The organism is Rhizobium sp. CG5, assembly GCF_023701945.1.
Lineage (GTDB): Bacteria > Pseudomonadota > Alphaproteobacteria > Rhizobiales > Rhizobiaceae > Allorhizobium.
The window spans coordinates 426,361-450,877 of the sequence record NZ_JABAEF010000002.1; the positions used below are offsets into that span (position 1 = coordinate 426,361).

Below are 24,517 nucleotides of genomic sequence, written 5' to 3' on the forward strand. Positions count from 1 at the left end.
GGACCCGTACACCAAAATGTGACTGCAGGGGGCGGCCAATGCGGCCCCTTGCCTCTGGCAATAGGCAGACGACTTCCTAATTTATGATGCAGCGCAACATTGCGAATGCAGGGCATCATGTCGAAGTCCGATTGTGACCATATCTTCGTTTTTCAGGGCGGTGGCGCGCTCGGGGCCTATCAGGCCGGCGCCTATGAGGCCCTTCATGCACAGGGCATCGATCCCGACTGGCTGGCCGGCATTTCGATCGGCGCGATCAATGCCGCGCTGATCGCCGGCAGCCCCAAGGAACACCGGGTCGAAAATCTCAAGGCCTTCTGGGACAGGGTCTCGTCCAGCCTGACCTTCGGCCAGGATCATGCTGATACCGATTTCCGCCGGATCTCCAACGAGGTTTCGGCCATGGCAGGCGCCATCGCCGGCATCCCCGGGTTCTTTTCGCCGCGCCTCTACACCCCCTACCAGATGCTGTTCAATCCGAACGCGATGATCAGTTACTACGATACCGAGCCCTTGCTGAAAACGCTGGAAGAGCTTGTCGATTTCGATCTGCTCAACGATTGCGAGACCCGCATCAGTCTCGGCGCTGTCGAAGTGGTGTCCGGCAATTTTGCCTATTTCGACAATCGCCGCCACACGCTGGATGCCCGGCATATCGCGGCATCAGGCGCTTTGCCGCCGGGCTTTGCGCCGGTCGAGATCGACGGACGCTTCTATTGGGATGGCGGCCTGGTCTCCAACACGCCTTTGCAGCATGTCCTGTCCACCAATGCCTCCGAGCGCGACCTCGAAATTTTCCAGGTCGACCTGTTCAGCGCCCGCGGCACCATGCCGAAGGACCATTTCGAGGCGGAAAGCCGGGTCAAGGAGATCCGCTACTCCAGCCGCACGCGCATGAACACCGACGAATTTGCCCGCAAGCAGGTCGTTCGCCGCGCCGCCAAGCGGCTCTTGGAAAAGCTGCCGCCGGAATTTGCCGATGACGAGGATGCCAGGCTGCTGAAATCGATCGGCATCGAATTCGACGTGACGATCGTCCATCTCATCCACCGCCGCGCCGCCTATGCCACCCATGCCATGGATGCCGAGTTTTCCCGTGCGTCGATCACCGAGCATTGGGCAGCCGGCTATGACGATGTCATGCACACGCTCAACCATGAAAAGTGGAAAAACCGTGGCCGGCCGCGCGACGGCATCCAGATTTTCGACCTTGCCCAGCAAGGCCGCGCAAAGAGCTAACCCCCACGCCTCGCCGTCCCTCATCGGCGCCCAAAGGACGCTCGGCCTCGAGACTGGAAACACGGAGAAAGACCATGAAACTCAAGGATAAAGTCTGCATCATCACCGGTTCGGCCAGCGGCATCGGCAATGCGATCGCGAGACGCTATGTCGAAGAGGGCGCCAAGGTCGTCATCGCCGACCTGAAGCAAGACCAGGCCGAGACCGCGGCCGATGCCCTGACGGCAATGGGACCCGGCGAAGCCTTCGGCATCGCCATGGATGTCACCGACGAGGCGGCGGTCAATGCCGGCGTCGCCAGCACGGTGGCCAAATGGGGACGTGTCGATGTCCTCGTCTCGAATGCCGGCATCCAGATCGTGCACAAGATAGAGGATTTCCCCTTTGCCGACTGGAAGAAGATGCTGTCGATCCATCTTGACGGCGCCTTCCTGACCACCAAGGCCTGCATCCCGCATATGAAGAGCCAGGGCGGCGGCGCCATCCTCTATATGGGGTCCGTGCATTCTCACGAGGCGTCGCCGCTGAAATCGGCCTATGTCACGGCCAAGCACGGCCTGCTGGGTCTGGCCCGCGTCGTCGCCAAGGAAGGCGGCCCATCCGGCATCCGCGCCAATGTCATCTGCCCGGGTTTCGTGCGTACACCTCTGGTCGACAAGCAGATCCCGGAACAGGCCAAGGAACTCGGCATTTCCGAGGACGAGGTCATCAAGAAGGTCATGCTCGGCGAAACCGTGGATGGCGAATTCACCACGGTCGAGGATGTTGCGGAGGTCGCGCTGATATTTGCCGATTTCAAGACCAATGCCCTGACCGGCCAGTCACTGGTGGTCAGCCACGGCTGGTTCATGAACTAATACCAAGTGTCGATGATAGGAACCTATAGGATGGCTTATGGCAGGTCTCTGGCTAGGCGCGGTGCGCAGGGCGATGCTTGCGCATCGGACAAGCGGCGCAACAACGCCAGAGGCCTGCCATAAGCCACCTTCGGCCGGCTTCTCGGCCCTGCTGGCGTCGTCGAGATCCTCGACCGATGCGACAGCATCGCTCTTCGGACCTCTCCTAGCCAGCAGGGCCGATCGAGCCGGTCCTATAGGTTCCTATCATCGACACTTGGTATAAGCCTTAGGCGAGGGCGGCGGTTCGGCCCCGTCCCTCCTCGCGCAGGCTGCCGGCGCTTTCGATGATTGACTGCGCCAGAGCCTCCATGTCCTGGCGCCGTGCGCTGGAGCGGCGCCAGATCAGACCGATCTCGCGGCACGGCGCCGGCTCGGCAAAGGGTACGATGCGGATCGCGGTGCGGGCCGTCTCGGTAGCGATTGCCATTTGCGGGATCAGCGTCATGCCCATGTCATGCGACACCATCTGCAGCAATGTGGTCATCGAGGTCGCACCGAAATTGACCAGGCTGCGCCGGCTCGCCGCCTTGCACACCGAGAGCGCCTGCTCACGCAGGCAATGGCCTTCCTCCAGCAGCAGCAGCCGCTCGGGGTCGACCTGGGTTTCCGTCATCGGCGACAGCAGCACGTCGCTGTCGTTGTCGGCCATGGCCATGTAGAATGTGTCGATGAACAGGCTGCGCTGCACCAGATTGTCCCCTTCGATCGGCAGGGCAGCGATCACCGCATCCAGCCTGCCGTCGCTGAGATCGGCGATCAGCCGGTCGGTGATGGCTTCCTTCAGTTCGATCTCGATCAGCGGATGGCTGCGCCGCAGATGCGGCACCATCTGCGGCACGAGATAGGGCGCGACGGTGGGGATGAGGCCGAGGCGAAGCAGCCCTTCCAGCATGCCGCTGCTGCGCCGCGCCGCCTCTTCCAGGTGGTCGACCCCGGCCAGGATCCCTCTGATATGGCCCAGCACCTCATGCCCCTTGGCGGTCAGCAGCGTGTTGTTGCGGGTGCGTTCGACCAATGTCACATTCAGGTGCCTTTCCATCTCCATAATCTGCGCCGACAGTGCCGGCTGGCTGACATGCACCATCTCGGCCGCCCGGCCGAAATGCAGCGTGGTGGCGAGAGCATCGAAATAGCGCATTTGACGAATGGTAATCATGATAGGAAAATCCTATCGTAAATTCCATTAAATACAATTGGGAATTATGAAACATTTGGACGATCCTGCGCCCACCAACGTCAATTTTCCTAAAATGAGGAGGCATCTATGAACGAGCATGCGAAGATCACCGGCAAATGTCCGGTCATGCATGGCGGCAACACCGCCACGGGCAAGTCCGTGATGGAGTGGTGGCCGAATGCGCTGAACCTTGACATCCTGCACCAGCACGATGCCAAGACCAATCCGCTCGGCCCGAGCTTCAATTATCGCGAGGAGCTGAAAAAGCTCGATGTCGAGGCGCTGAAGGCCGACCTGCGCGCCCTGATGCTGGACAGCCAGGAATGGTGGCCGGCCGACTGGGGTTCCTATGTCGGCATGATGGCCCGCGTCACCTGGCATGCTGCAGGCTCCTACCGCACCACGGATGGTCGCGGCGGCGCCAACACCGGCAACCAGCGCTTCGCACCGCTGAATTCCTGGCCGGACAACGTCAACACCGACAAGGGCCGCCGCCTGCTGTGGCCGATCAAGAAGAAGTACGGCAACAAACTCTCCTGGGCCGATCTGATCGCGCTGGCCGGTACCATGGCCTATGACGTCGCCGGCCTGAAGACCTTTGGTTTTGCGTTCGGCCGCGAAGACATCTGGGCTCCGGAAAAGGACACCTACTGGGGTGACGAGAAGGAGTGGCTGGCGCCGAGCGACGAGCGTTACGCTGATGTGACCAAGCCGGAAACGCTGGCCAACCCGCTGGCCGCCGTGCAGATGGGTCTGATCTACGTCAATCCCGAAGGCGTCAACGGCAAGTCCGATCCGCTGGCAACCGCCGCGCAGATGCGCGAAACCTTCGCCCGCATGGGCATGAACGATGAGGAAACCGTGGCGCTGACGGCCGGCGGCCACACCATCGGCAAGTCCCACGGCAATGGCAGTGCCGGCAATCTCAGCGCCGATCCGGAAGCCGCCGGTCCTGAATTCCAGGGTCTCGGCTGGATGAACACCAAGGGCCGTGGCATCGGCCGCGACACCGTCGTCTCCGGCATCGAGGGCGCCTGGACGTCAGAGCCGACCAAATGGGATAACGGCTTCTTCGAAATGCTGTTCAAGCATGAATGGACGCTCACCCACAGCCCGGCCGGGGCGTCGCAATGGGCGCCGATCACCATCGCCGAGGAAGACAAGCCCGTCGATGTCGAGGATGCCTCGATCCGCGTCATGCCGATGATGACCGATGCCGACATGGCGCTGAAAGTCGATCCGATCTACCGCGAGATCTCGCTGAAGTTCAAGGACGACTTCGCGGCGTTCTCGGATGCCTTCGCCCGCGCCTGGTTCAAGCTGACCCACCGCGATGTCGGCCCGAAGTCGCGCTATTTTGGCCCGGACGTTCCGGCCGAAGACCTGATCTGGCAGGATCCGATCCCGGCCGGCCGTAACGATTACGACGTCGTTGCCGTCAAGGCCAAGATCATCAACAGCGGCTTGTCCACCGGCGAGATGGTGGCGACAGCCTGGGATAGCGCCCGCACCTTCCGCGGTTCCGACAAGCGCGGCGGTGCCAATGGTGCCCGCATTCGCCTCGCCCCGCAGAAGGATTGGGAAGGCAACGAGCCGCAGCGTCTCGCCAAGGTTCTGGCGGTTCTCGAAGGCATTGCCGCGGAAACCGGCGCAAGCCTTGCCGACGTCATCGTTCTGGCCGGCAATGTCGGCGTTGAACAGGCAGCAAAGGCGGCCGGTTTCGATATCACAGTCCCCTTCGCGCCGGGCCGTGGCGACGCCACCGCCGAGCAGACCGATGCGGACGGTTTCGCCGTTCTCGAGCCGCTGGCCGATGGTTTCCGCAATTGGCAGAAGGCCGACTATGTCGTCAGCCCTGAGGAAATGCTGCTCGATCGCGCCCAGTTGATGGGGCTCACCGCTCCGGAACTGACCGTTCTGATCGGCGGCCTGCGGGTGCTCGGAACCAACTACGGCGGCACGGCGCACGGCGTGTTCACCGACCGCGTCGGGGCGCTGACCACCGACTTCTTCAACACCCTGACGGACATGGCCTATACCTGGGTCCCGACCGGCAGCAATTCCTACGACATCCGCGACCGCAAGAGCGGTGCGACCAAGTATACGGCGACCCGCGTCGACCTGGTGCTCGGCTCGAACTCGATCCTGCGCTCCTATGCGGAAGTCTATGCCCAGGACGACAACACCGAGAAGTTCGTGAAGGATTTCGTCGCGGCCTGGACCAAGGTGATGAACGCCGATCGGTTCGACCTGCTGTGATCGTCGCCGAACCGTCGTCTTCAACTGAAATCTCGATAATGGTTATTAGGTAAAGACGACCAACAGCCTCAAAGCCGCCCCATCGGGGTTTGGCTGTCGCATTATGAGACAGGTGATCGGAGATATACTCTCCGGTCACCTTTTTGCATTCCCGCTTCGCTACAAGTTGAGTGATTTTCTTCAGCAAAGTTCAAGGGCTGTCCTCTAGTTACCCAGTCTCGATGGCCAGATATAGTGCTGGCTGCTCGTGATCGCTGGAGGAATGGACGGGGATGCCCAAGTCTATGGACACGAAACGCACCATTCTGCGAAAGAAACCGCAGCAAGAGCGCAGTATTCAGCGTCTCGATACTATGCTACAGGCGGCGGCCGAATTGCTGGTCGAGCAGGGTATAATCAACTTCAAGATGACCGATCTGGCAGCCCGTGCCAAAGTGCCGATCGGCTCACTGTACCAATTCTTTCCTGAAAAGGCGGCCGTGGTCCGTGCTCTGTTCGATCGGAGGACCTCCAGGAGCAAGGCCCGCGTCAAGGAGATGTTTTCGGACATCGCCTCGCTCGAGGAGGTGATGGAAGCCATCCTTTCCTCGCTCGATTGGTACTATGAGCAATATCGGCAGGATCCGATGTGGACGGCGCTGTGGGCCGCCGGCATGATGGATCGTGATCTCATGGAAATGCATCGCGACCACAATGTCGAGATCTCCCGCATATTTTGCGAGGCTGTCAATGCATTGCTCCCGGCGGATGTGGCCCGGCGGATGGAGGCCCGCTCGATCCTGTTCACCCATCTCAGCGGCTCAACCCTGCGGTTGGCGGTGACCCAGGACGACGATATGGCGCGCCGCATCCTGGACGAATGGAAGACCATCGTCCGGGAGCAACTGTTCCGCTAGTCCAGATGCCGATTGGGCAACGCTGTGGGTTCACCAGCCGGGGATCATATGGCCGGTGCGCAGGCGCGGAAACTGGCGCGGCATGCTGACATCACCGTTCAGATCGTCGTCCACAGCCGCTGGCGTGATATTGTCCAGGCAGGCGGTGATGTGATCGGTAATGGCATTCATCAGCGATGGCGACAGGCCGGGCCGCTTCATGATGCCGATCTGCACCGGCGGCAGAGGCGGGAACCCGTCATTCTGGGTCAGCACTTTCATGCCGGTGCGCAGCGCCGATTCCGGTAGCACCGACACGGCCATGCCGGCCAGCACCGCGGCAGCCACGACCGTCGACGACCAGCTGGTAAACAGCACCTGATACTCGCGCCCGTCGGCATCCAGCGCTGAACAGGCCAGCTGGCGCCAGTTGCAGTCGCGCCGCCCGACCGCCAGCGGCACCGGCGCGTCCTCCTTCAGCGGATGGTTGGCAGAGCCGACCCAGCACAGCGGCTCGGTCCGCACCACGTCGGACGAGCGGGCCTGCGGGTTGTGGGTCACCAGTGCAATATCCAGCTCGCCCCGCGCCATTTTTTCCGACAAGCTCGCTGACGGTTCGCAGATGATATAGAGCTCGACGCTCGGATGGGTCTTGGCAAAGCGGCCGATGATCTCGGGCATGTAGCGGTCGGCATAGTCGTCCGGCGTGCCGATCCTGAGCGTGCCCTCGAGACGGTTGTCGTCGAAGGCGGCGATCGCCTCGCTGTTGAGGCGGATGATGCGCCGCGCATAGTTCAGCAGCTTCTCGCCCTCGGCCGTCAGGCGGTTGCCACGACCGTCCTTGATGAACAGCTGCTTGCCGATCCGCTCTTCGAGCCGGCGCATCTGCATGGACACCGCCGATTGCGTCTTGAACACCCGTCCGGCCGCCTTGGTGAAACTGCCGGTATCGACGATTGCGATGAAAGTCTGAAGCTGGTCAATATCGAGAGGAGCCGCCATGGGAACCGTCCATCAGATTGTTTGATGATTACCATTAGAAACATTCGTTGGACTGATCAATAGCTTTTCGCATCGCGGTGCATGCAAATCATCGAGACTTGGTATTGGCTCTTCCTACCTGCCGCCAATGCCTCGCGCTGAGCGGCCAACGCAGGAGGCATTGGCGGCAGGTTCGGCGTCCTATTTGTACTTGTCGGGATTATTGTTCATGTCATTGTAATCGTTCAGCGCATCCTGGTAGCGCGCGAAGATCTCGTTGATGTCCGCAGGCGGCGGGTTCTGGGTTCGGGCCGTCTGATATGCGGTATTTGCCGCGGCAAAGTTGGCCCTGATCTCAGCCTGGCTCTTGGTCGCGCTTGGACCGCTGCTGCTTCCGGTCGGCCCTGGCTGTGGCGGAGGCGGGGAGGTTGGCGGCGCCTGGTTCGCTTGCTGACTACCCGGATTGCTCGGTGGGCCGCCCCAGCTTGCCCAGTCGCCCAGCATTTCCGGCAGTTCCTGTTGCAGAAGTGCTGAAGAGGTCGTCATCTCCATCAGCCCCTGGCCTTCGTTGACGATCACTTCCATGTCATTCTCGGCGCTGACCTTCAGGATGCCGTGATAGGCGGTCTGCATCTGGTCGGGATCGGCCTTGTCGGGAACGACGGCGCCCTCGAAGATCGCAACGTAGATCCAGCCGAGGTCCTTGTTATAGACGGCGGTGACCTGGCTGATCTTCACGCGCACCCGGCTGTAGTCGTTGGTCAGAACCTGATTTGCGATAAAGACCTGGACGAAATCGTTGATCGCCCGTTCGGCCTGCCATGGCTGAACACCGTGGTCGACCGGCTGCGCCCGGACATCGCTCCCGCTGGCCAGCAGGGGCATCCACAACGCCAGTATCGCGACCGCAATGAGGCGCCAGCTGCGAAATGATACAAGGGTCATGGGGTCACCTTTCCTGACGGAACTTCGCGGTTGAAGCATTGCGGCGATCGGCCGTGCCAGCCTGGATCACCCCAGGCCGCCAGCGTCACGCTATATCTGCTCTGTGGTGCGGGAAAGTATAAGTTGTATGTATTTATAGAAAACCCGCATCGCGATTGGCAATTGTTAAGAAATGATGACCAAGAACATGCGCCTGCCGCGCAATGAGACGATCGGCAAAGCGTGTGGGGTCGGCAATTGTCCCGATCGATCATTCATAAGAACGATTGATGTCTGGCATAAGAAACATTCGTTGGACTGATCGATGGCTTTTGGGCATTTTGATCGGGCAAATCACTACGAACAGGGAGTTGGCCCAATGCCTGCTTCCGCGGATTTTGGCTGATCCGTTCCGGGCACCGGAACGGCATGCCTTTACTCGTGCCGACATCGAAAGGATATTCCCATGCGCACGACAGAACGGATGATCGAACTTGATAGACCCGCTTCCAGCACGGCTGTGACAACCCGTCTGGCTGGCCTGTGGATCTCGGTGAAATCCGTCTGGCGTGCCGTCCGAAACCGCCATGTTGCGAACCGCCTTGCCGATCTTGATGACTATCTGCTGGACGATATCGGGCTGACCCGGTCCGATATCGACCGCATCCTCGGAGATACCGGCCTGGTGGACGATCCTTCGCAACAGTTGACCTGGGCCGCTCTCAAGCGCGCCCGATACATGCTCATCGGCGCCTCGCGCGTCTGAGAGCCTTCCCATCCCCGCAGGGTGATAGCCAATGAGCCCTGCTGCTTGGCCCGGTGACAGTTCGACTGTTGCCGGGCTTTTTTCTGCGTGGATCCGGCATCGCCCCCGTTTGCCCCCAGGATCGGGTCCGCTGCCCGCCTCAGGCCTTGGCGTCTTCGGGCGGTGGCTCGGGCGCCTCTTTCGGCGCGGCCTTTGCCATATAGGTTTCGAAAATCTGCTCCATGCTCTTCTGGTAGTTCTTCTGAACCTCCAGTCCGCTGTCGAACATCGAGTTGATCATCGAAACCATAGCCTGGGCCGGCTCGGCCTCACCGGCGCTCTTGGCCGTTTCCTTCGGCGCAGCCGCGGCTTGCGCCGCAGCGCCCTGACCGAAATTACCGCCCATCATATCCTGGAAGGCCTTGGCAAAGGGATTGTCCATGAAAGGGTTGGCGTTCGCGGCCGGCTTCGGTGCCTGGGCGCCGCCCATCATGTCGCGGAAGGCGTTGGCGAAGGGATTGTCGAACAGGCTTGCTTCCTTCGGCGCCGGTTTGGGTGCAAAGCCGGTGCTTTCCAGCCATTGCTGCATCATTGATGCCATCGGCGTATTGGCGAACGGATTGCTGGCCTCGGGCATCTGGCCCATGCCCTGCTTGAACAGCCCGCCCATGATCGTGTCGGCCATGGCTGGCAGCATCTGCTTGAGGATGTCCTGGCCGATGCCCGTCAGTTGCGCCGCCTGCGCCGCCACCGCCCGCGACACCTCCTTGGAACCGAACAGCTGTTCCAGCACCGAATTGCCGTCGGCGACGCCCTGCGGCGTGAAGGCCTTTCCCATGTCTTCGAAATATTTGCCGTAATTGCCGGACGACATGCTGCTGAACAGCGCCGACATATCGTAGGGGTTGCTGGCGGTGCGCTTCAGGCCGGAGGAAAAGGCCGGCATCAGCGCCGCCATCGCCTGCGCCGCCTTGTCCTGGGCCAGACCGAACTGCTTGGCCATGGCGTCCATCGCCATGCCGTTCTGCGCCCGCATCATCATCTCAAAAAGTGGCAGCATCGACGTCCCTTTCCCAGCAACGCATCGTGGTTGCACTATAGCCGGAAAAGATTGATCGCAAACCGCTTTTTAACATCGGCTCGGGGTGCGGCGCAGCAAATGCAGGCGCTCTAAGGTTTCAGGCCTCAGTACTGATACTCGTCGAAGACGGGCTGGACGGAGCCGTTCCAGCGGCCATGATAGAGCATCAGCAGATCGTCGGCGAGCGTCGCCTTCTTGGCCAGGATTTCGTCGAGCGAGGCCAGGAACACGCTTTCGTCCTGCCCTTCGCCATTCAGTCTGGCCCGTGACTTCAATCCCGAATGGGACATGGCCAGGACTTCGCGGGCGACATCCCGCACATCGCGTCCGGCAACCTGGGCTTTCAGCCCTTGCGCAGGCACCGCGTCGCGCATCGCCTGCACGTCCTCGAAGGTCCAGTCGCGGGTCAGTTCGTCGGCGGAAGCCAGAGCCGCATCGTCATAAAGCAGGCCGACCCAGAAGGCCGGCAGCGCACAGATGCGCCGCCACGGGCCGCCATCGGCGCCGCGCATTTCGAGGAAGCGCTTCAGGCGCACGTCCGGGAACAGGGTGGAGAGATGGTTGGTCCAGTCGCCCATGGTCGGCTCCCATGCGGCAATCTCGCCCTTCAGGGCGCCGGCCATGAACTGCCGGAACGTGACATGGGTGCAATCGTGATAGCGCCCGTCGCGCACCACGAAATACATCGGCACATCCAGCGCCCATTCCACATAGTCGGTAAAGCGGAAATCGTCCTTCAGCGAGAAGGGCAGGACGCCCGAGCGCTGGTTGTCGGTGTCGCGCCAGATCTCGCCGCGCCAGGACAACAGCCCGTTCGGCTTGCCTTCGGTAAACGGCGACGAGGCAAACAGAGCCGTGGCGATCGACTGCAGCTTCATCGACACCCGCATCTTGGTGCGCATGTCTTCTTCTGAGGAAAAGTCGAGATTCACCTGGATGGTACAGGTGCGGTACATCATGTCCAGACCCTGAGCGCCGACCTTCGGCATGTAGCGGGTCATGATGTCGTAGCGTGACTTCGGCATGCGCGGCGTCTCGGCCAGCGTCCATTGCGGGCTGCCGCCGATGCCGAGAAAGCGGATGCCCATCGGCTCGGCGATCTCGCGCAGCATCGCCAGATGCTGGTTGGATTCCCGGCAGGTGTCGTGCAGCGTCTCGACAGGCGCGCCCGACAATTCGAACTGGCCGCCCGGCTCGATCGAGATGGCGCCCTGACCATGAGCCTCGGCAAGGCCGATGATGTTGTCGCGGTCCATGATCGGTTCCCAGCCGAGCTTGGCCTGCATGCCGTTCAGCAGCGCCGAAATGCTGGCATCGCCGGCATAGGGCACGGGGCTGTTGTCGGCACGGAAGAAGGCGAATTTCTCGTGTTCCGTGCCGATGCGAAAGGCGTCTTTCGGCTTGGAGCCGGCGGCCATGTAATCGGCCAGTTCCTGCACCGAGGTGAGCGGCGTATCGTCGGTGGTGTCGCGAGCCATGAAGACTACCTTTTGGGAACAGCCTGCCGGACGGGCAGGGTAAACGGAAGGGTGATTGAACCGGTTTTAGCAGTTGCGCAAGTGAATTTCTTTCAAGACCACCTCAATTAATCCGAAGGTCGGGTGCATTTCAAACGGTCCCGTCAGTGCCAGTCGCCGATCACCGCCTGTACCACGGCGAGCGCCGCCACCGCCGCCGTGTCGGCGCGCAGGATACGCGGGCCCAGCGGAATGGCGGTCACGTAAGGCAGGCCGCGCAGCAAAGCCCGTTCCTCGTCCGAAAAACCGCCCTCCGGCCCGACCAGCAGGGCCAGCGACCGCTCGTTAATCGCGGAAAGGGCGGCGATCGGGTTCTGCGTCGAACTGTCCTCGTCGCAGAAGACGATGCGGCGATCTCTGTCCCAACCGTCCAGCAGGTCCGTCAGCTTTTTCGGCGGCTGCACGGTCGGGATCGCCAGCACCCCGCATTGTTCGGCGGCCTCCACGGCATTGGCCTGCAGCCGCTCGAGATTGGTGATCTTGCCCTGCACATGCTGGGTCATGACCGGCTGTAGCAGCCCGGCGCCCATTTCGACCGCCTTCTGCACCAGATAGTCGAGCCGGCCGACTTTCAGCGGCGCAAACAGGAAATGCAGGTCGCAAGCAGCCGGCTGCGGGCGGGTCAGCTCGACCGGCGTCAGGACGATCCGCTTGCGCGTCGGAAAGGACAGGCTTGCCTTCCATTCGCCGTCGCGGCCGTTGAACAGCAGCAGCTCGGCCCCGTCCGTCAGGCGCAGCACATTGGCCAGATAGTTGAACTGCTCGCCATTGGCCTCGACGCCCGTTCCCGGCAGAAGCGGAGCCTCGACATAGAGCCGCTGCATTCGATAGTTGGCGCGCATGGGTACAATTCCGGTGTCAGACAAAGAGCTGGAACATAGCCCAGTACAAAAGCGCCGCAAGCCCTGCCGAAGCCGGCACGGTAATGACCCAGGCGCCGACGATCGTCATGAAATGCGAGCGGCGCACCAGATAGCGTCGTCCGACCTCGTCCGGATTGTGCTCGCCGCTGTCCTCGATCTCCCAGGCCTCGGCCTTCATCTGCATGTAGGCGATGCGGCGCTTGGAATTGCGGGTGTACCATTCGCGAAAGAAGCCGACCCCGAAAACCGCGCCGACCGCGATATGCGTCGTGCTGACCGGCAGCCCGAGCCCGGCCGCCAGGATGACCGTCACTGCCGCCGACAAGGCGACGCAATAGGCCCGCATCGGATTGAGCTTGGTGATCTGGCTGCCGACCAGGCGGATGAGGCGTGGCCCGAACAGCAGCAGGCCGGCCGAAATGCCGAAAGCGCCGATGATCGTCACCCAGAATGGCGCTGTCGCCACGGCATCGACATGGTCCATCTGGGTGGCATTGACGATGGCCGTCAGCGGACCGATGGCATTGGCCACGTCGTTGGCGCCATGGGCAAAGGACAAAAGGGCCGCCGAGAAGATCAGCGGCAGGCGGAACAGCTTGCGCAGCGACTGGTTGCGGTTTTCGAGCCCGGTCGACTGCAGCCTGATGAAGGGTATGCTGGCCAGCCACACGGCGAGGCCGACGACAAGGCCGGTCAGCAGTGCCGTCGGCGTGCCGATGACGATGATTTGGCCTGCGCCCTTCATGGTCAGATAGGCGCAGAATGCCCCGACCATGGTGCCGTTCAACACCGGCACCCAGCGCCTTGCCGCGGCGATCTTGTCCTCGCGATAGATGATGAATTCCTTGATGAAGGCCAGGAAGACGATGGCCAGCGCCCCGCCGAGCAGCGGCGAGAGGATCCAGCTGAGGGTAATGCCGGCCATCACATCCCATTGCACGGCATTGACGCCGAGCGCCGCCAGGCCCGCTCCCATGACGCCTCCGACGATGGAATGGGTCGTGGAAACAGGCGCATTAACCCAGGTCGCAAAATTGATCCACAGCGCTGCCGCCAGCAGGGCGGCCATCATCGCCCAGGAGAAGACGGTGGGATCAGGCGCCGAGCTTGGATCCAGGATTCCCTCCGAAATGGTCGAGACGACGTCGCCGCCGGCAATCACAGCCCCGGCGATTTCAAACACCGCTGCCAGCACAAGGGCGGAGCCCATGGTCAGCGCTCGCGCTCCGACGGCCGCGCCGACATTGTTGGTGACATCGTTGGCGCCGATATTCATCGCCATATAGGCGGCGATCGACGCCGCCGCGATAACGATCAGTGCCCCCGGCCGATCCATCACGGAGGCACCGGCAAAGATCATCGCCACGACCAGGAAGATCAGTCCCATGCCGAAGGGTGCGTAACCGCGCGACACGAGGTTAGTGGCTTCCTCGACATAGCTGACCTTGTCCAGATCCTTGTCGAGTGTCGGTTTGACGAGCTTCGGCATCGCCTTGGTCATGGCTCGTGCTGTCTCCCTCCGGAAGTACCGCAGCTTGGGCGGGCCGGGACGATGGTCAATGGTTCGGGAGAAACGCGGCCTGTGGGGCATGGCGCACGGAAACGACTGTCCGCGCTCCCGCGACAGGCCTTAATACCAAATCTCTGTGCATTCAATACGACAGCGCGGCACAGGATGACGTCACCGCGCCTCTTCGGGGGCCGGGACGATATCGCCGCCGTTGAGCATCATCTGGGCGAACCGGTGAAACAGCACTTTCAGCTCGGGCTCCTGGACACGGGCCGCGGCTTCCTGGCAATTGACCCATTCGGCCCGCCGCGTTCCCTTTTCCGGAAAGTCCTTCAGCATGTCCTTCACCTCAAGGGGATAGACCTGCACCTTGCAGTTGATTTTCAGGCCCCCTTCCATGCCCTTGGCATAGGAGTAGTGACCGATCGGTTCGCGTCCCACCTTGCCCTTGACGCCTGCCTCCTCGTAAGCCTCGCGCTCGGCCACCGCATGGGATTTCTTGCCTTCCATCGGCCAGCCCTTCGGGATGACCCAGCGGCCGGTATCCCGGCTGGTGATCAGCAGAACTTCCACCTGCTCCTGCTTCTTGCGCTGCCGATAGCACAGCGCGGCATATTGCTGCCGCGGCGGGCGCCGCAGCATCAAATGCACTTCAGAAGCAATGCGGCTTACAATCGTCAATTTCGGGCGATCCTTATCTGATCTATGTTGAATATATAGGGAGGAACGTAAATTTTGTGATGCTTGACGCGAGAAAAAACCGAATCAATTGCATCACCGGTATGACCGTTGATCATGAAACTATGGCGGTCTACGTCAAGCGCTGAAAGCGACCACTTTTGGTCTACGAGAGTTTAGACAGGGTTTTCAACTGTTGCGTGACGGTGCAACACCCCAGTGACGCAATCCCTCCATCACACCATCGGCTTCTGGCCTGTCGGCGCGCACAATCCTGGGATTGCCCTCGCACAGAGTGACCAGCTCGGCATGACCATTGGCGGGAATGACGCCACGCACCATGTCCAGTTCGAACATCGCCCGATCATTGCCCGCATCTCCTGCCACCACGACCTCGTCGAGCCCGATCCCCAGCCGGTCGCACAGCCAGCGCAAGGCCTGTCCCTTGTCTGCATTGCCGGGCAGCACGTCGAGGTCGCGCTTGCTGGAATAAACCAGCTTGACCGCCAGACCGGCCGCGATCAGCCGGCGTTCCAGTGCCTTAACCTCATCCGTCGAGGCATCGTGCAAAAACCAGCTCGACTTGCGGGCATGCTGGTAGCGCTCCGGTTGCCGCTCGACGCCGGGCAGGCCGGTCATGATGGCGGCAATGCGATCGGCATCGTAGTTGGCCCCGAGCGTTTCGCCGTAATGCTCCGACAGGTCGGCATGGGTCGGCGAGGCCAGCATGGTGCCGACGCCGCCGATCACGATATCAGCTCTTGGCAGGCCTTCCTGCTCGGTAAAGGCCAGAATGTCATCGACCAGCCGGCCGCTATTATAGACCAGCACCGGACGGGTCGCGTCGTCCAGCCGGGCCCAGAAGTCGGCGAAACGCTTCGAGGCGTCCCGATTGCCGGCCAGCGTACCGTCCAGATCGGAGGAAAACAGCCGGACCGGTTTCAATCGCCATCGTTCCACGGTTCGGCCCATTCCGTATCGTCGAGCGCCTGTGGGATCGGACGGCCTTCGACCATGGCCACCAACTGCTGGGCAATGCCGGTCCAGGTAAACAGGCTGCGGGCCTTGTGGGCGCCCATGCGCGACAGCCGGCCATAAAGGCGCGGATGCTTGAACGGCTTCATCATGGTGATGCCGAGATCTTCCTTGTCGAACGGATCGGCAAACAGCGCATGCCGCCCATAGCTCACCGCCCGGAACAACCCGCCATGCACGGTGATCACCGTCGGCGTGCCGCTGGCCATCGCCTCGATCGCCGTCATGCCGAACGGCTCGTAGCGGCTCGACAGCACGAACATGTCGGCGGCACGATAATAGTCCGGCAGGTCCTCGTCGGCGATGAAGCCGGAGAAATCGACCCGATCCTCAAGCCCATGCTCTTTCACCTTGGCATGCAGCTCGTCGAGGATCTTCTGCTCCTGGGGGTCGAGATTCTCGCCGCCCAGCGCCAGGTGCAGCCTTGCATCCGGCACGCGGCTGGCCATGACCGCAAAACCGTCGATCAACAGGTCATAACCCTTGTTGGTCGCCAACCGGCCAAGCGCCAGAACCACGGTGCCGGAAAAGCCCAGCTTGTTGCGGATCATCTGCCGGGACGCGTTGGAGACCGGATAGAAGCGATTGTCGTCATAGCCGGGCGGGATCATATGCACACGGTTCTTCGCCATGCCGTAGTCGTCGATCAGCATGTCGAGCTGGATCGGCGTGGTGGCCACCACCAGCTGGCAGCTGCGATAAACGATCAGCTCGTGCTGGATGCGTTCCTTGAAGTTGAACTCCGCCTCGAACTTGTCGGCGCGTTCCGGATAGTCCGTTTCCATCTGCCGCTTCTTCCACAGTCCCAGCGAATGGGGGGTATGGATATGCGGAACGGAGAGCGCTTCGGACAGCCGCTGGCCGGCGACGCCGGCATCCCAGTAATGGCTGTTGATGAACAGGTAGGAGAGGCCCTCGCGCTTGATGTAGCGCAGCGCCTTCTCGCACCATTCGGTCAGGTGGCGGTGCAGATATTCCTTCGGGATGAAGTCGCGGCCGCCGCAGGGAATACGCACCACACGCACGTCATCGTCGACGATGTCGATCTCCGGCTGGTCCTCGAAGCGGCGGGTGTAGATATCCACCTTGTGCCCGAGCTGAGCCAGTTTCTTGGCCAGTTCAATGACATAAACGACCTGTCCACCGGTGTCGGCGGCGCCGAGCGGCGGGTGAGCCGCGACATAGCCATGGGTGGAAACGAGTGCGATCCGCGGTGTCTCGGAGATATCCGTAACTGTTACCATAATCCTCACACTATAGAATTTTCGTTCTCAAAATGCAAGGAATGAATGCATTGAGATCGGATATGTTCCAGTGTGCGGGAATTAGATTCCCTGGATATGTCCCCGTGACGGTTTTGGAACGACGCGGCTCCTTCAGCCAACCAGCAGAATATGCAGCGCTCTCGGCCCATGTGCGCCCAACAGCAGGGTCTGCTCGATATCGCCCGAGCGCGATGGGCCGGTGACGAAATTGACGGTGCGCGGCATGACGTTCCGGCCGTTGGCCTGCCGCAGCCGAGCCCAGATGGTTTCCATGTCGCCAGCGATGTCGGAGGCGTTGACCACGACGATATGATGTTCCGGCAGGAAGGTCAGCGTCACGGGATTGTCCGGCCCCGACAGCAGGGCCAGCGTCCCGCTTTCGGCAATGCCGCCGAAGGCATGGCTGACGGCGGTGAGGTCGTGGCCGTGAGAGGCGCCGTGGCGAACCTCCAGCGTGCCTTCCTCGCTCCACGGCGCCGAGGTCAGGCGCGGGTCCGCGCCGATCCTGACCGACGCCGGCAGGTTGCGGGATTTCAGGTAGGTGCTGACGGCGGCCGGCAGGGCATCGAGACTGCTGATGCGTCCCACACTGGCGCTGTATGTCTCTGCCATCCGGCAAAACAGTGCGACCCGCTCGTCCAGCGGCAATTGCCCGCGCGCCGGAATGATGCCGACCGGCGGCGTCGCCAGCCGGGCCGACGCCACCGACTGGCGCTCGCTGTCATGCGGCGAGGCCTTCAGCGCCGAGCGGATTTTCAGGAGGATGGCGGTTCTGCCCTGCATGGTCAGGCTCCCCGGTTTTTGGCGGATGACTGCTCGGCCGATTGCCGCGCCGCCCATTGCTCGAGGAAGGAACGTCCCTCCGGCGCCGGCATGTCACGATGTTGTGTCCAGCCGGAGGCCAGCGGCAGCGACGGGATCCGCTGGCTCTTGCCGCCGAGCCACACGAGCGCCGTCCGGCCGATTGCGGCGGCCAGGTGATAGAGCTTCGGCCGCTTGGCGAAAAAGGCCCATAGCGTGATGCCGTAGCGGCTGGCGGCCGGTGTCAGGTGCCGTTCGAACTCCCGCTCGCGCCAGTGCCGCATCATCTTCGGCAGCGGAATGCGCATCGGACAGACGCTTTCGCAGCGTCCGCAGAAGGTCGAGGCATTCGGCAAATGGCCCGACTGGTCGATGCCGAACAGCGACGGCGTCAGCACCGAACCCATCGGCCCCGGATAGACCGAGCCATAGGCATGGCCGCCGATCGCATGGTAGACCGGACAGTGGTTGATGCAGGCGCCGCAGCGGATGCAGCGCAGCATCTCCTCGAATTCGGTGCCGAGCATGGCGGTGCGGCCATTGTCGAGCAGCACGACATGGTATTCCTCCGGTCCGTCCGGATCCTCCGGCCGCTTCGGCCCGGTGGAAAAGGTCGTGTAGACCGACATGTCCTGCCCGGTCGCCGAGCGGGCCAAAAGCCGCAGGATCTGCGAACAGTCCTCCAGCGTCGGCACGATCTTCTCGATCGAGGCGACCACCACATGCACCTTGCCGAGCGTCTGGGTCAGGTCGCCATTGCCTTCGTTGGTGACGATCACCGAGGAGCCGGTCTCGGCAATCAGGAAATTGGCGCCGGTAATGCCGACATCGGCCTGGAAATAGCGCTGGCGCAGCACCTCGCGGGCTTCCGCCAGCAGCAGTTCCGGCGCTCTCAAGTCCCGGTCCGCGTCGAGATGGGTGTGAACCCGGCGGAAATCCTCCTCCACCTGTTCCTTGTTGAGATGCACGGCGGGCGCAATGATATGGCTTGGATGCTCGCCGCGCAGCTGGATGATATATTCACCTAGATCGGTCTCCACCGGCTCGATGCCGTTCGCCTCCAGGAATTCGTTGAGATTGATCTCCTCGGTGATCATCGACTTGCCCTTGGTAACGGTCTTGGCGCCGACCCGCTGGCAGATATCCTTGATGATCTGGCGCGCGTCCGCCGCACTTTCCGCCCAGTGCACATGCCCGCCCGACGCCGTCACCTTGGCCTCATAGGCCTCCAGGTAGAGATCGAGATGGGCCAGCGTATGGTTCTTGATGTCGCGGGCCCGGTCCCGGAGCGCATCGAATTCCGGCAGCGCTGCGGCCGCCGTCGCGCGCTTGGCGATAAAGCCGGTCTCGACATTCTTCAGCGCCTTCTGCAATTGCGCATCCACCAGCGCGCCGGCGGCATTGGACTTGAACTGCGTCGAGGTCATCTGCATCGCATCAGTCCTTCACTTGCCGCTGCCGGCGATCGGCGGCTTGTCGGTCATCCCTGCCAGCACTTCGGCGACATGGCGCACCGCGATCGGCGAGCCCTCGCGCTTCAGCTTGCCGGCCATGTTCATCAGACAGCCCATGTCGCCGGCCAGCAGCAGGTCGGCGCCGGTTGCAGTGATGTCGGCGGTCTTCTTGGTGACCATGGCGCCGGAAATATCGGAATATTTGACGCAGAACGTGCCGCCGAAGCCGCAACAGACGTCGCTGGTCGCCATTTCCTTGAGCTCAATTCCCTCGATGGAGGCGAGCAACTGGCGCGGCTGCGCCTGCACGCCGAGTTCGCGCAAACCCGAACAGCTGTCGTGATAGGTGACGGTGGCGGACAGTGTTGCCGAGACCGCCGGCACGCCCCTGACGTCGGTCAGGAAGGACACCAGCTCGAAGACCTTGTCCGAAAAGCGCCGACAGCGCTCCTCCCATTGGGCGTCGCCCTTGAACAGGCCGGGATAGTGTTTCTTCAGCATCGCAGCGCAGGAGCCGGACGGCGCCACCACATAGTCGAAGCCCTCGAACTGCTCGATCACCTGCTCGGCAATGGCGCGGGTGTCCCGGCGGTCGCCGGTATTGTAGGCCGGCTGGCCGCAGCAGGTCTGCGCCATCGGCACGATCACCGTGCAGCCCGCATCCTCGATCAGCTGGGCGCTGGCAAAGCCGACGCTCGGGCGAAACAGATCGACAAGACAGGTGGCGAACAGGCCGACCCGGGGCCTTGGCGTCTGCGCTTCGGTATTCATGTCTCGATGTCCGTTTTTTCGTTGGGCTGGGGGGAGGCGACGCGCGGCGTGCCCGGCTGGCTGTCGCGCTGCAGCAGCCGCAGGCGCGCCACGCGGCCCCATTCGTCGGCCCGCGCTGCGCTGTCGACGGCCTGCATGACGAAATCGATATGGGCCTGTGCTGCCCGTTTGGCGCGGTCCGGATCGCCCGCCGCGATCGCCTCGTAAATGGCGATATGCTGGGCCAGCAGCCGGTCGCGGGCATCGGCAAAGGCAAACACGGCGCGTCGGTTGAAAAAGATGCCTTCGCTGAGCAGCCGGTAGCAGGCGCGCATGGTGTGCAGCAGAATGATATTGTGGGCCGCTTCGCCGATCGCATTGTGGAATTCCACGTCCGCCGCCAGCTCGTCTTCCGGCCGGCCGCGGCCATGGGCGGCCTTCATGTCCTCGACAATGCGCGCCAGCAGCGAAAGATCGGTTTCGCTGGCCCGGCGGGCGGCAAGCTCGGCCGTCAAGCCTTCCAGCTCGCGGCGATATTCCAGATAGTCGCGCGTGGCGCGTTCGTGGCGGGAGATGAGGTCGATGATCGGTTTCGAAAACACCTGGCCGATGATATCGGCGACATAGGTGCCGCCGCCATGCTGGCTGACCAGCAGGCCGCGCTGTTCCAGCTCCTTCAGCGCCTCGCGCAGGATCGGCCGGGACACGTCGAAATCGAGCGCCAGATCCCGTTCGCCCGGCAGCCGGTCGCCATCGCGCAACACGCCTTGCAGGATCAGCAGTTCGATCTGTCGAACCACTTCGCTGGCCGTCCGGCTATGGGTGATCTGGGCGAAAAGCCCGGCATCCTTGTCGGTCACGCGATCCTCCTGTGCCGTTGTTCTAGCAAGCGGTGGCATAATTGGTCAATAAACTTGTCCACTTGTCGCATTACAGCGTTGCGAAGCGGATAGAGAGGGTACTGCGGCAAAGGTGTGACTTCCCCATTGCTTCGCTTTTGTTAAGATCGCCACCTGTAACGGGGAGACTGAAAGACGTGGTGAAACGGTCGTTTGCATTTCCGGCAGCCCCGGACCGGGCGCTGGCGCTCGGCGAAATCCATGCGCGGCCCTATGCGCTGGTGAAATCGGCGCGGGTCATCTTCCAGCTCGCCTTCATGATGGATGGCGGCTCGGCCGTGCATCACGCGGCGATCGCCGAGCTGTCGCGCAGCCGCGGCGTGTCGCCGCCCGAACGCAATGCCCGCTATCACGCACTGGCCTGGGGGCAGGGCACGCTGCGCTGGGAACGCCACACGGAATTTTCCACCTGGTTCTGGGATGGGCCGCTGCCCGAGCAGTTCGGCGGCGAGGTCGCGGTACATCCCTTCGGCGACGGCTTTTCGCCACCCGGCCCGCTGATGTCGGGCATAAGGCTTGAAATCCGCCCGGATGGCCAGCCGGTCACCGATGCGATGAATGTCTTCGATCCGGCCAGCCTCTGTTACAGCGAGGTCAAGAACGGCCAGGCGGCTGTTCTGACCGACTTCCGCCAGGATGGCGATGGCCTCACCCAGATCCTCGTCATCGACCGGGGTCTGAGCGAAGCCGGCCGCGGTGCCCTGGTGCAGCGCCTGCTCGATATCGAGACCTATCGCACCTTCGCCATGCTCGGCCTGCCGCTCGCCCAGACCCTGTCGCCGGATATCCGCCGCATCGAGGATGGCTTAACCGGCGTCACCCAGCGCATGAAGACCAATGCCCGCGACGAGGCGGATGCCATGCTGGGCGAAATCACCCGGCTTGCCGCCGAACTGGAGGCCAATGACGCGCTCAGCCTCTACCGCTTCGGCGCCAGCCGCGCCTATGACGGCATCGTGCGCGAGCGCATCAAGACGCTGGATGAAACGCCGGTGCCGGGCTACGAGACCCTGGGCTCGTTCCTGGAGCGGCGCCTGGCGCCGGCCATGCGCACCTGTCAGTCCGTCGAGGAGCGCCAGGCCAACCTGTCGCGCAAGCTGTCGCGCGCCACCGGCCTCGTCCGCTCCTGGATCGACGTGGAGCTGGAACGCCAGAACGGCGACCTGCTCTCCACCATGAACCGCCGTGCCGAAATGCAACTGCGCCTGCAGCAGACTGTCGAGGGCCTGTCGGTGGCGGCGATCTCCTATTACATCGTCGGTCTCGTCGGCTATCTCGCCAAGGCGATCAGCCACGACCTGCTGCCGGTCGATCCTGGCGTCATCACCGGCCTTTCGGTGCCCTTCGCGGTGCTCGGCGTCTGGTACGTGGTCCGCCGCGTCAGGCAGCGCCATGCGGAGGGGGATTGAGCTTATTGCTCGGCGGCGGACTCGATTACGTCGGAGATCCATTCGTTGAGGCTTTTCTGCTCGGCGCGTGCGGCAAGAACGGCAGCTTCATGCAGTTTCGGGGCAAGCCGCACGTTGAACCTGCCGGAGAATTGCCGATAGGGCGATACGCCGTTTTCCGCGCACATCTCCAGGAAAACCTTGAGCGACAGAGCGCCTTCTTCACGCAGCTTGTCGATGCTGTCGGCATAAAAGTCCGCGCCGCCATTCAGGCCGAGAAATTCGCCGCGCAGCAGGCCGATATCCGGATCCAGGGACACGACGGCTTTCTGGCCTTCAATCTCGATAATGTTGTTCACGGCACTATTCCATTCTCTTCGAACCATCTGCGGATGCTGGCAACAGCCCCCTTGTCGGTGTCCGGCGAGGGATGCGGCCGGTGAAAGACCTTGATCTGGCCGAACAGGAAAACCCCGACCCGCGACCCCTCCCGTTCGCTGACCTCCGCGCCCAACGCGATAAACAGAGCCTCGATCTCCGACCAGCGGATCGTGCCGCTCACCGGACGAGAAAAGATCTGTTCGAGCGTGGCGCGATGTTTACGCTTCATACATTTCGATACCATTATCTGGTACCAAAATCAATGGTAGCCCTCTCTTGGTAGCCTGTCCTTGAGGTGCATCACCGCAAATTCCCTTGCCCCGCTTCCGCATCCGGCCGATAAAGATTGCGCAGATCAAACAACGGCGTGACGAAAGCAGATGGTCCGGCAGACACGTGCAAAGCTCGACAAGAACGGTTTGAGCAGCCTCGGCCTCGACAAACTGGTCGATATTCTGCTCGACGAGGCCACGGCCAACAAGGCGTTGAAGGCCCGTCTGCAGACGGCTTTGGCCGGAGAGGTCGGGCCGCAGGAAATGGGCCGGCTGATCGACAAGCGTCTCGACAGCTCGGATCGTGCCACGACGCGCATCAACAGCGCCCGCGCCAAGGACCTTGCCGCCGAATATGCCGGCCTTGCCCGCAACATCCTCTCGGAACTCGGCGCTGCCGATCCGGCCGGCGCTGCCGATCGCATCCTGCGGTTCCTGGCGCTGCGCTTTTCGCTGTCGGCCCGGCTGGTCGCCGACAGTCCCCGCCTGTGGAAGGTCTTTGACGATGCCGAGGTCGCGGCTTGTGAGTTGATCGCCACCGTGGCCCCGCAGGATCAGGTGCTGCTGGTGCCGCAGATCGAAATGCTGCGCCAGCGGGATCGTTACGCCGAGCAGACCGGCTTCCTGCGTGCCCTCACGGGCGTCTTGGAAAGGCCCGCCGCCGATGCCTGGAAAGCGGTGTTGACCGGCGTCCTGCCCACCGAGCCGCTGAAGCTGCGGGCGCTCGATCTGCTCCAGGCCCTGGCGCTGCACCAGGAGGACATGGATACCTTCCTGAAGCTTGAAGGTGACAAGCCGGAAAACCGCCGCGATACCCTGGCCGTCGCCACGTTGCTGCATGCCGCCGGCCGCCATCAGGATGCGCTGGAATGGGTGCGCATGCGGCCAAGCGGCATGCGGCTTCTGCCCGTCAATGGCGAGATCATGTCCGTCGGCCCGGAATATGGCGCCCGCGAGCGGCGTCTGCTGGAGGCCGAGATCCTCGAACGCCTGAAACGGCGCGAGGATGCCCAGGCCCTGCGCTGGCGCGAATTCGCCGAGACCTACGATCCTGCCGTGCTCCGGCTCTATCTGTCGAAGCTCGACGATTTCGCCGAATTCGACGAGATGGACCGGGCTTTCGCGCTGGTCGACGATGCCAGCGACATCTATGCGGCGCTGGAGTTCTTCATCTCCTGGCCCAAGCTTGACCGCGCCGCGGCGCTGGTGCTGCGGCACGAGGCCAGCTGGGAAGGCCGCTATTACGAGGATCTGGCACCGGCGGCCGAGGCTCTGTCCGAACAGCAGCCGCTGGCCGCCACCGTTCTTTATCGCGTCCTGATCAATGACATCCTGCGCCGCGGCATCGGTGCCGCCTATCCCTATGCCGCCCTCTACCTGACGGAGCTTGAGCGCCTTCTGCCGCATCTGCCGGAGGATGCGCGGTTGAAGCACCACGACGATTTCATGGACGACCTGCGCCGCATCCATCCGAAGAAATACAGCTTCTGGAGCGCCGTTCCGGGCGGGCTGCGCGGCTGACGG

23 protein-coding genes are annotated in these 24,517 nt (G+C 62.4%); 7 read left to right on the top strand and 16 right to left on the bottom strand.

Features of this window, described 5'->3' with window-relative positions:
- Nucleotides 1-117: 117 nt before the first annotated feature.
- Nucleotides 118-1,239: a DUF3734 domain-containing protein gene (locus HGO38_RS05425; RefSeq protein ID WP_250954889.1), complete on the top strand. Its 1,122-nt coding sequence runs from the start codon at nt 118-120 to the stop codon at nt 1,237-1,239.
- Between the two features lie 74 nt (nt 1,240-1,313).
- Entirely contained in the window at nt 1,314-2,096 is a 783-nt protein-coding gene (locus HGO38_RS05430) for a 3-hydroxybutyrate dehydrogenase (protein ID WP_250954890.1), read from the top strand.
- A 268-nt stretch (nt 2,097-2,364) separates the two neighbouring features.
- Here HGO38_RS05430 and HGO38_RS05435 read toward each other — a convergent pair whose 3' ends face one another.
- A complete protein-coding gene (locus tag HGO38_RS05435; protein ID WP_250954891.1) occupies nt 2,365-3,294 on the bottom strand; it encodes a hydrogen peroxide-inducible genes activator in 930 nt (309 codons plus the stop codon).
- A 108-nt stretch (nt 3,295-3,402) separates the two neighbouring features.
- Between HGO38_RS05435 and katG the strand changes: the two genes are divergently transcribed.
- Together katG and HGO38_RS05445 are read left to right on the top strand one after the other, a co-directional pair.
- Entirely contained in the window at nt 3,403-5,574 is a 2,172-nt protein-coding gene (katG, locus tag HGO38_RS05440; RefSeq protein ID WP_250954892.1) for a catalase/peroxidase HPI, read from the top strand.
- A 272-nt stretch (nt 5,575-5,846) separates the two neighbouring features.
- Entirely contained in the window at nt 5,847-6,470 is a 624-nt protein-coding gene (locus HGO38_RS05445) for a TetR/AcrR family transcriptional regulator (protein ID WP_250954893.1), read from the top strand.
- Between the two features lie 30 nt (nt 6,471-6,500).
- Here HGO38_RS05445 and HGO38_RS05450 read toward each other — a convergent pair whose 3' ends face one another.
- Together HGO38_RS05450 and HGO38_RS05455 are read right to left on the bottom strand one after the other, a co-directional pair.
- Nucleotides 6,501-7,451 carry a LysR substrate-binding domain-containing protein gene (locus HGO38_RS05450; RefSeq protein ID WP_250954894.1) on the bottom strand — a complete coding sequence of 317 codons (951 nt, stop codon included), beginning with the start codon at nt 7,449-7,451 and terminating at the stop codon, nt 6,501-6,503.
- Between the two features lie 180 nt (nt 7,452-7,631).
- The gene (locus tag HGO38_RS05455) at nt 7,632-8,375 is read right to left on the bottom strand and encodes a hypothetical protein (RefSeq protein WP_250954895.1); all 744 of its coding nucleotides are present in this window, start codon (nt 8,373-8,375) and stop codon (nt 7,632-7,634) included.
- Nucleotides 8,376-8,820: 445 nt separating this feature from the next.
- Here HGO38_RS05455 and HGO38_RS05460 point away from each other — a divergent pair, with 445 nt between their 5' ends.
- Nucleotides 8,821-9,120 (top strand): YjiS-like domain-containing protein, encoded by a 300-nt coding sequence (locus tag HGO38_RS05460; protein WP_250954896.1) that lies wholly within the window; start codon nt 8,821-8,823, stop codon nt 9,118-9,120.
- A gap of 139 nt (nt 9,121-9,259) precedes the next feature.
- Here the strand turns inward: HGO38_RS05460 and HGO38_RS05465 are convergent, their stop codons facing one another.
- The 11 genes from HGO38_RS05465 to HGO38_RS05515 all read right to left on the bottom strand — a co-directional run bounded on the left by HGO38_RS05465 (nt 9,260) and on the right by HGO38_RS05515 (nt 20,913).
- Entirely contained in the window at nt 9,260-10,159 is a 900-nt protein-coding gene (locus HGO38_RS05465; RefSeq protein WP_250954897.1) for a DUF937 domain-containing protein, read from the bottom strand.
- A gap of 125 nt (nt 10,160-10,284) precedes the next feature.
- Complete coding sequence (locus HGO38_RS05470) at nt 10,285-11,658, bottom strand: glutamate--cysteine ligase (protein ID WP_250954898.1); 1,374 nt, start codon at nt 11,656-11,658, stop codon at nt 10,285-10,287.
- Nucleotides 11,659-11,801: 143 nt separating this feature from the next.
- Nucleotides 11,802-12,539 (bottom strand): 16S rRNA (uracil(1498)-N(3))-methyltransferase, encoded by a 738-nt coding sequence (locus HGO38_RS05475; RefSeq protein ID WP_250954899.1) that lies wholly within the window; start codon nt 12,537-12,539, stop codon nt 11,802-11,804.
- Nucleotides 12,540-12,555: 16 nt separating this feature from the next.
- Nucleotides 12,556-14,061, bottom strand: coding sequence for an inorganic phosphate transporter (locus HGO38_RS05480; protein ID WP_250954900.1), 1,506 nt, complete (start codon nt 14,059-14,061; stop codon nt 12,556-12,558).
- Nucleotides 14,062-14,241: 180 nt separating this feature from the next.
- Nucleotides 14,242-14,751, bottom strand: coding sequence for an NUDIX hydrolase (locus tag HGO38_RS05485; RefSeq protein WP_250954901.1), 510 nt, complete (start codon nt 14,749-14,751; stop codon nt 14,242-14,244).
- Nucleotides 14,752-14,937: 186 nt separating this feature from the next.
- Nucleotides 14,938-15,693, bottom strand: coding sequence for an HAD-IIB family hydrolase (locus HGO38_RS05490; RefSeq protein WP_250954902.1), 756 nt, complete (start codon nt 15,691-15,693; stop codon nt 14,938-14,940).
- Nucleotides 15,690-17,027, bottom strand: coding sequence for a glycosyltransferase (locus HGO38_RS05495; protein WP_250954903.1), 1,338 nt, complete (start codon nt 17,025-17,027; stop codon nt 15,690-15,692). The genes HGO38_RS05490 and HGO38_RS05495 overlap by 4 nt, the downstream gene beginning before the upstream one ends.
- A gap of 132 nt (nt 17,028-17,159) precedes the next feature.
- Nucleotides 17,160-17,831, bottom strand: a complete 672-nt coding sequence (locus HGO38_RS05500) for a LutC/YkgG family protein (RefSeq protein ID WP_250954904.1) — start codon at nt 17,829-17,831, stop codon at nt 17,160-17,162.
- A 2-nt stretch (nt 17,832-17,833) separates the two neighbouring features.
- Nucleotides 17,834-19,282, bottom strand: coding sequence for a LutB/LldF family L-lactate oxidation iron-sulfur protein (locus HGO38_RS05505; protein ID WP_250954905.1), 1,449 nt, complete (start codon nt 19,280-19,282; stop codon nt 17,834-17,836).
- 12 nt (nt 19,283-19,294) lie between these two features.
- Nucleotides 19,295-20,074 carry a (Fe-S)-binding protein gene (locus HGO38_RS05510; protein WP_250954906.1) on the bottom strand — a complete coding sequence of 260 codons (780 nt, stop codon included), beginning with the start codon at nt 20,072-20,074 and terminating at the stop codon, nt 19,295-19,297.
- The gene (locus HGO38_RS05515) at nt 20,071-20,913 is read right to left on the bottom strand and encodes a FadR/GntR family transcriptional regulator (RefSeq protein WP_250954907.1); all 843 of its coding nucleotides are present in this window, start codon (nt 20,911-20,913) and stop codon (nt 20,071-20,073) included. The genes HGO38_RS05510 and HGO38_RS05515 overlap by 4 nt, the downstream gene beginning before the upstream one ends.
- 176 nt (nt 20,914-21,089) lie before the next feature.
- On the opposite strand from HGO38_RS05515, the gene HGO38_RS05520 reads away from it, so the two are divergent.
- The gene (locus HGO38_RS05520; RefSeq protein WP_250954908.1) at nt 21,090-22,361 is read left to right on the top strand and encodes a DUF3422 family protein; all 1,272 of its coding nucleotides are present in this window, start codon (nt 21,090-21,092) and stop codon (nt 22,359-22,361) included.
- Nucleotides 22,362-22,363: 2 nt separating this feature from the next.
- Here the strand turns inward: HGO38_RS05520 and HGO38_RS05525 are convergent, their stop codons facing one another.
- Together HGO38_RS05525 and HGO38_RS05530 are read right to left on the bottom strand one after the other, a co-directional pair.
- Nucleotides 22,364-22,699, bottom strand: coding sequence for a type II toxin-antitoxin system HicB family antitoxin (locus tag HGO38_RS05525; RefSeq protein WP_250954909.1), 336 nt, complete (start codon nt 22,697-22,699; stop codon nt 22,364-22,366).
- On the bottom strand, nt 22,696-22,950 hold the full coding sequence (locus HGO38_RS05530; protein ID WP_250954910.1) for a type II toxin-antitoxin system HicA family toxin: 255 nt from the start codon (nt 22,948-22,950) through the stop codon (nt 22,696-22,698). Before HGO38_RS05530 ends, HGO38_RS05525 begins: the two co-directional genes overlap by 4 nt.
- 151 nt (nt 22,951-23,101) lie before the next feature.
- Here HGO38_RS05530 and HGO38_RS05535 point away from each other — a divergent pair, with 151 nt between their 5' ends.
- Nucleotides 23,102-24,514, top strand: a complete 1,413-nt coding sequence (locus HGO38_RS05535; RefSeq protein WP_250954911.1) for a DUF6880 family protein — start codon at nt 23,102-23,104, stop codon at nt 24,512-24,514.
- Nucleotides 24,515-24,517: the final 3 nt, after the last annotated feature.